General features: G+C 70.3%; 3 protein-coding genes. 1 reads left to right on the top strand and 2 read right to left on the bottom strand.

Annotation, left to right across the window (positions count from 1 at the left end; translation table 11 throughout):
- The coding region (locus ABSF49_RS18315; RefSeq protein WP_424114080.1) for a putative bifunctional diguanylate cyclase/phosphodiesterase at positions 1-930 on the top strand (930 nt) is incomplete at its 5' end.
- Positions 931-937: 7 nt separating this feature from the next.
- Here the strand turns inward: ABSF49_RS18315 and pbpC are convergent.
- Entirely contained in the window at positions 938-3,151 is a 2,214-nt protein-coding gene (gene pbpC / locus ABSF49_RS18310) for a penicillin-binding protein 1C (RefSeq protein WP_424114079.1), read from the bottom strand.
- Positions 3,152-3,291: 140 nt separating this feature from the next.
- The coding region (locus ABSF49_RS18305) for an alpha-2-macroglobulin family protein (protein ID WP_424114078.1) at positions 3,292-7,610 on the bottom strand (4,319 nt) is incomplete at its 5' end.

The raw sequence follows: 7,610 nt of genomic DNA, 5'->3' as shown, positions 1-7,610 counted from the left end.
ATCGTCGGCGCCAGCGTCGGCTCGGCGAGCGCGCCGAAGGACGGCGAGACGCCCGAAGCGATCCTCTCCAACGCCGACATGGCGCTCTACGCCGCCAAGGCGGAAGGGCGCGGCAATTGGCGTGCGTTCGAGAAGTCGATGGACGCCAAGATTCAGATCCGCCGCCTGGTCGAACTCGATCTGCGCGCCGCGGTCGCCAACGACGCGATCGAGGTCCATTTCCAGCCGATCGTCGAAGTCGCGACCCGCCAGATCTCCGGCTTCGAGGCGCTGGCGCGCTGGAATCATCCGGTGCGCGGCCGCGTCTCGCCGGCCGAATTCATCCCGATCGTCGAAGAGCTCGGCCTGATGAACGAGTTCGGCGCCAGCGTGCTGCGCCGCGCCTGCGTCGCCTGCGCCGGGTGGCCGAGCGAAGTCAGCGTCTCGGTCAACCTTTCGCCGGCCCAGTTCCGCAGCGGCCGCGTCGTCGAGACGGTGCGCGAGGCGCTGGCCGCGGCGAATCTCCCGGCCAGCCGGCTCGACCTCGAAATCACTGAATCCACCCTGCTCGACGACCGCGGCTCGACCCGCGAAACGTTGGCGGCGCTGCGCGAGCTTGGCGTTCGCATCTCGCTCGACGATTTCGGCACCGGCTACTCGAGCTTGAGCTACGTGCTCGCCTTCCCGCTCGACCGGATCAAGATCGATCGCTCCTTCACCATCGGTCTCGGCTTGCAGGAGCGCGCCTCGATCCTGGTCGAGAGCGTCGCGCAGATGTGCGGCAAGCTCGGGATGACGGTGCTGGTCGAAGGCGTCGAGACCGATCTGCAGCTGCGCTTCATCGAGCGGCTCGGCACGATCTCCGAGGTGCAGGGCTTCTATTTCAGCCCGGCTGTGCCCGAGGTCGAGGCGCGCCGCCTCATCGCCGAGAAGAAGCGCCTCGTCGCCTGAGGCGCGGTCATTCGAGCCTGACGACGACCGAGTCCGACGCGCCCTTGGCGTCGATCACCGAAACGCGGGCGAAGCCGGCGCCGTCCGGTCGCCAGGCCGATTGTCGGCGCAGGCCGGGTTCGCCGATCGGCTGGCCGTTGACGAACCAGGTCAGCGGCAACGCCCCGCCCAGCGCCTTGAGCGCGAGCGTCTCGTCGCCTTCGCGGTCGGCGAGGCCGAGATCGACGCGCGCGCCGTCGGGCGGAAAAGCGATCTTCAGCGGCGTGACGCCGGCGGCGGCGATGGTCTTGGGCGCGTCGCGGCGCAAATGCCGCAACGGCGGCGGCAAGTCCGCGCTCGCGGTGACGCGCAGCACGCCCTTGGGCGCGCGGATCGGCTCGACGTCGCGGCCGAGACGGGCGAAGGCGTCGAACAACAGCGGCGCGGCGGCCTGGCGGCCGATCAGGCCGGGCGTCGGGCCGTTGTCGGGCCGGCCGACCCAAACCGCGATCGTCGTCAGCTTGTCGTAGCCGATCGCCAACGCGTCGCGGAAGCCGTAGGAGGTGCCGGTCTTGAAGGCGATGCGGCCGGAAATCGCGCTTGAAGGCGGCGGCGCGCCACGCAGGATGTCCTCGACGTAATAGGCGGCGACGGGATCGGTGACGCGCTTCGCGCCGATGGTCGGCGGCGCGCCGTCGAGCCGCTCGATCAGCGCCGGCGCTTCGCCGCCGCGCGCCAGGCCGGAATAGAGTCGGGCGAGGTCGGTCAAGGATATGCCGAGGCCGCCGAGGCCAATCGCCAGGCCGACCGGGGCGTCCTTGGGCATCTCGACTTCCGCGCCGGCGCCGTGCAGTCGGGCGAGAAAGGTCGTCGGGCCGACGTCGGCGAGCAGCTCGATCGCCGGCAGGTTGAGCGACATCTGCAACGCCTTGCGCGCCGTCACCGTGCCCTGGTAGCCGAGATCGAAATTCTGCGGCGCGTAGGCGCCATAACGCGCCGGCCGGTCGAACAGCACCGTCTCGGGATGGGCGAGCCCCTGTTCAAAGGCGAGCGCGTAGATGAACGGCTTCAACGCCGAACCGGGCGAGCGCGGCGCGCGCGACATGTCGAGCGCGCCGCCGCGGGCGGCGTCGAGATAGTCGGCGGCGCCGACGCGCGCGCACACTTCGCCGGTGGAATTGTCGATGACGACGATCGCCGCCGACAGTCTCGGACCGAGGCGCGTCGCTGCCTCGCGCGCGAGCGTTTCGAGCTTCTCCTGCAGCCGTGCGTCGATCGACAACGTGAGGACGCGCGCGTTCGGATCGGCGGCGACCGCCTCCTCGGCGGCATGGGCGGCGAGGATCGGCAGCGGCTTGCGCGCGTCGGGGATCGGCTCGCGCTTGGCCGCCTCCGCTTCGTCGCTGCTGATGATTCCGCGCGCCGCGACGCGGTCGAGCACGCGCGCGCGGGCGATGCGCGCCGCGTCGGGGAAGCGCTCCGGCCGACGCGTCTCCGGCGATTGCGGCAGCGCCACCAGCAGCGCCGCTTCGCCAATCGTGAGCTTTCGCGGCTCCTTGCCGAAGTAGGAGAGCGAGGCGGCGCGCACGCCTTCGAGGTTGCCCCCGAACGGCGCCAGCGTCAGGTAGCGGTCGAGGACTCCATCCTTGGCGATCCGGCCTTCGATCTGCCAGGCGCGCGCGATCTGCCTGAGCTTGGCGGAAAGATTGCGGTCGTCGCGCGGCTCGATCAGCCGCGCGACCTGCATCGTCAGCGTCGAGCCGCCCGAGACGACGTGGCCGCGGGTTGCGAACTGGCCGGCGGCGCGCGCCATCGCGCGCCAGTCGACGCCGTGGTGGGCGTAGAAGCGGCCGTCTTCGTAGCCGAGCAGCATCGCCAGATAGCGCGGGTCGACCTCGCCGGCGGTCGTCGGCAGTCGCCAGCGGCCGTCGGGCAGGGTGAAGGCGCGCAGCAGCCGGCCGTCGCGGTCGACGACGACCGTCGAGCCGAGCCGCGCGGAAGCGAGGTCGAGCGGGCCAAGGCTTTCGACATAGGCGTTCCACGCCGCGGGCCCGCCGAGTCCGAAGACGAAAACGAGCGCGCCGAGGATGGCGAAGAAGCGGCGTTCGCGAGCGTGCGATGGCCCTTCCCCCCTTGCGGGGGAAGGTGTCGGGCGAAGCCCGACGGATGAGGGGTCGCGCCTTGAGGCGCGCTGCTCAGGAGCGCGACGACCGAAGCGTATGATTGAATCGAGAACGCGCATCTAGGAACTCGCACGTGGGCGATGCGCCATTCGGCGCGACCCCTCATCCGGCCCGACTTCGTCGGGCCACCCCCGGGTCTTCGCCCGGGGGCAGGCTCTTCCCCCGCAAGGGGGGAAGGGGCGGGTGGCGGCAGCGCGCCTCACTTCGTCGTCACCTCGATCGCGCCGAACGCCGTGCGGCCGAAGCGGTCGGGGCGGTACATGTCTTGGGCCGTCGCCGGCGGATAGACGTACAGCCCCGGCGCCACTGCGCGCACGACATAGGCGACGGAAAAGAACGCCGACTGGCCGGGCTCGCGGTCGAAAGCGGCGACAAAGCGGTCGTCGCGATACTCCGTGTGCACCGGGTCGATGTCCTTCTTCAGCCACGAGAAGGCGTCGATCGAACCGCTGTCGAACAGCGTCGGGTTGTCGATCTCGAGGCCGGCGGGCAGGCGGTCGACCACCAGCAGCTTGGCGTAGCGCGCCTCGCTCTCGGTGATCTTGAGCACCACCACCACGCGCTCGTTCTGCGCGACGGTCTTCAGCTCGGTCTTGGTCCCGTCGAGCTCGTAGAACGTGCGTTCGAGCGCGTAACCCTCGGAGGCGGCCGGGTCATGGGCGATCGGCACGCCGGAGGCGGTCGTCGCCAGCTCAGCCGTCGCCTTGCCGGCGTTGACGATCGTGATCAGCTTCTGGCCGAGCGCAAAGCCGCTCCATTTGCGGTAGATCGCGCCTTCGACCTTTTGTCCGTCGACCGTGAACTGGCTCAGCGCCTTCTGCCTGGCGAGCGCCTCGGCGGCGATCACCATCCAGTCGTTCTCCTGGGTGCTGGTGGAGACGCGCGCCGCGCGGGCGCGTTCGAGCACGGCGCCGACGCGGCCGATCGGGTCGCCGGGCAGTTCGGCCGAGGTCAGGTCGGCCTCGACGACCAGCGCCAGCGTCGCCGCCGCGTCGCGCAGGGTCGAGCCGTAGTCGGGGCGCGACAGCCCGTCGTCCTGCTCGGCTTCGAGCGCATCGAGCGCCGCGGCGAAGCCCTTGCCGGCGCGCGCGCGGTCGCCGAGCATCGCCAGCGCCGCGGCGAGCTGCGCCTTGGCGAGCGGGGTGCGAAACACCGCCTGTTTGGCGTCGGCAAGATAACGCAAGTCGCCGATCACCGGCCTGCCGTTGCGCGCCAGCACGTAGAGCGCATAGGCGAGCGGCTCGCCCGCGCCTTCGCCGGGGTCGGCGGCGTTGACGACGGAATTGCGCAGATGATCGAGCGCGAGGTCGAAGCCGGCCTGCGGCACGGCGAAAGACGTTTCGCGCGCGCGGGTGAGGAAGTCGGTGACGAAGGCGTCGAGCCACACGTCGTCGCTGTCGGAATCGGCCGTCCACAGGCCGAACGCGCCGTTGGCGCTCTGCCGCGTCATTTCGCGGTCGATCGCCTGCTTGACGCGCGCGTCGACGTCGCCGTCGCCGGCGAGATGTTCGAGCGCGGCGATCTGGTTGACATAGAGCAACGGCATGGCGCGGCTGACGACCTGCTCCGAGCAGCCGTAAGGATAGCGATCGAGCGCCTGCAGCAGCGCCGGCGCATCGAGCGCGCCGAAGGGCGAAGCGGCGACCGAGACCGAACCGGTGCCGGGAACGAAATCGGCGACCAGATCGTCGGCGATGGTCGCGCTCTCCCCCGCCGCGAGCGGCTTGATGACGCGGCGATAGATGTCCGGCGCGCCGGCGGAGACGCCGAGCGGGAAGCGCTGGGTCAGCGACAGTCCGGGACCGGTCAGCTTGAGATCGACCGTCGCGGTTCCGACGCCGGCGGCGGATATGGGAACGGCGAGGCTCGCGCGCTGATGGGCGGCGAGCTTCACCGTCCGGGTCAAAGCGTCGGCGTCGGCGGTCAGCGGACCGTGGATGTCGAAATCGAGCCGGTAGTCGCCCGCTTCGCCCTCGACATTGTCGAAGTCGACATGGACCTGCGAGCGGTCGCCGAGATCGAGGAAGCGCGGCAAGGTCGCCGTGACGACGACGGGGTCGCGCACGATCACGTCGGATTCGGCCGAGCCGACTTTCGATTTCGACCAGGCGACCGCCATCACCCGCACCGAGCCGTTGAACGCCGGCAAGTTGAAAGAAACGCGCGCCGCGCCGTCGGCGCCGACCTTGACCACGCCGGAGAACAGCGCCAGCGGCGGCTGGGTCGGCAGATTGCCTTCCAGGCTGCCGGAACTGTCGCCGCCGGTCTGCAGCGCGCCGGCCGCGCCCTGCATGCCGTCGATCAGCATGCCGTAGAGGTCGCGGATGTCGACGGCGAGCTTGCGCTGGCCGAAGAAATAGCCGCGCGGGTCAGGCGTCTTGTAGCCGGTGAGATTGAGGATGCCGACGTCGACCGCGGCGACCGCCACCTCCGCCTCTTCGCCGGGCGCGAGGCCGCCGATCTGGATCGGCACGGTCAGCGGCTCGCGCGGCCGGGTCTTCTCCGGCGCCTGGATCGCGACGTCGAGCTTATGGGCGGCCTCGTCGATCGAGAACCAGGCGAGGCCGAGCGCGCGGCCCGGCATGCGCTTGGCTTTGACGTCGAGCGGTCGATGGGTCAGCGCGACGGCGTAGGCGCCGGGGCCCCAGTCGGCGCCGACCTCGAACGGCACGACATTGTCGCCCTCGACGAGATCGACGTCGATGAACGTCTCCAGCTTGTCGCCGACCAGAGCGATCGTCGCCTTGCCGGCAAAATGCGAGGCGACGCGCAACTTGGCCTTGTCGCCCGGCGCGTAGCTCGCCTTGTCGAGCGTGACGACGACGTTGTCGGGCGTGTCGGGGCCGGCGGTCCCCGACCAGCCGACGTCGAAGCTGATGCTCGTCTCTTCGCCGTCGGCCGACTTGAGGTCGAGGCGGTGGCGGCCCCAGGCGACCGGCGCGCTGAACTTCGCCGGCGCCTGCGGGTCGATATCGTAGGTTCCGGCGGCGAGGCGCTTCGACGACTTGACCGGCTCGTAGCTCCAACGCCCGTCAGTGTTGAACCATTGGTAGTCTTCGTTGATCTGGTAGAGCGACCAGGAGACCGCCTTGCGCGCCGCGCGCGTTCCGTCGGGCGCGACGGCGATCGCCTCGAAGGTCGCGACGTCGCCCTGGCCGAGGCTGTCGTCGAAATCCTTCTTGACGCCGATCATCGCCCCCTTGGCGCGCACCGGCAGCGTCGTCACGCGCTCGACCGTGCGCCCGCCGGCCTCGGCGACGTCGACGATGATCTTCGCTTCGAGCGGCTTGGCGGCGCCGCCGTCGGGCAGGTCGACGGAGAGGTCGAGATGGCCCTTGTCGTCGGTCTGCGACTTGTCGGGGAACTGGTTCTCGATCGCGGTGAACTCGTCATCGGTCAGGCCGGCGACGTAGCCGGGGAAGCCGGCGAGCGCCGAATCCGCCACCGCCTCGAGGCGGATCGCGCCGGTCACGTCGAGGCCGGCGGCCGGCGCGCCATAAAGGAAGCGCGCGTCGAGCGACACGTCGATCGGCTCGCCCGGCGTCGCCGTCGGCTTGGCGGTTTTCAACGCGAAGTCGAGCCGCTCGGGCACATAGTCTTCGAGCAGGAATTCGGCGTGGCCGATCGCCTGGCCCTTGGGATCGGCGTAGGCGTCGATCGTCCATTTGCCCGCCATCGCGTCGGAGAGCAGCGGCACGGCGACGGCGCGGCCGCCGAGGCCCTGGTCGGCGACGATCATGCGCTTGTATTCGACCCCGTCGGGGCGCTTGACCATCAGCGTCAGCGGCAGGCCGGACTTGGCCTCGCTGGTCGCGTCGCGCAGCAGCGCGGCGACGAACACCGTCTCGCCCGAGCGATAGACGCCGCGCTCGGTGTAGACGAAGGCGTCGAGCGCGCTCGGCGCGTCGCGGCCGGAGACGCCGCGGTCGGTGAGGTCGAAGGCCGGCTGGCCGAGATTGAGGAAGCCGTAGTCGTCGCCGAGCGTGGCCGCCAGCAGGCCGGGGGCCGAGCCGCCGGTTCCGCGCGACAGGCCGGGATCGAAGTCGATGCGCCCGTCGGCGCCGGTGGTCTTGGTCGCCAGCACTTCGTTGTTGTGCGCGATCAGCCGCACCTCGACGCCCGACAGCGGCAAGGCGGTGGCGAGCGAACGCGCGAGCACATGGACGCCGTCGTCGCCGGAGAAAGTGGTCAGGCCGAGGTCGGACACGACCATCCATTGCGTCGCAAGCTCGGCATCCTGGTCGTCGTCGCTGGTCTCAGCCGGCGCGCTCGCGCCCTTCCACGGCCGGGCGGTGACGAGATAGACGCCGGGGTCGAGCTTGCCGACCGCCTTGGCGATCGGGAAATCGGTGACGATGTCCTGGTTGAGTTCGGAGGCGACGTCCATCGTCCCGCTCCACACTTTGACGCCGTCCTGCTGCTCGATCTCGCTCGCGCGCGAGATGGTGATCGGCTTGAGAAAGTCGTCGCGCGCGGTCTCGGCGAGCAGGTTGCGGTCGCCGATGCGATAGACGTCGA

This window comes from Roseiarcus sp. (assembly GCF_049514155.1).
GTDB lineage: Bacteria > Pseudomonadota > Alphaproteobacteria > Rhizobiales > Beijerinckiaceae > Roseiarcus.
Note: the sequence above shows the minus strand (reverse complement) of the source record. Positions and strands in the feature narration are given on the sequence as shown.

Excerpts from the sequence above, each read along its gene's own strand:
- pbpC (WP_424114079.1), bottom strand. The coding sequence starts at position 3,151 with ATGCGCGTTCTCGATTCAATCATACGCTTCGGTCGTCGCGCTCCTGAG.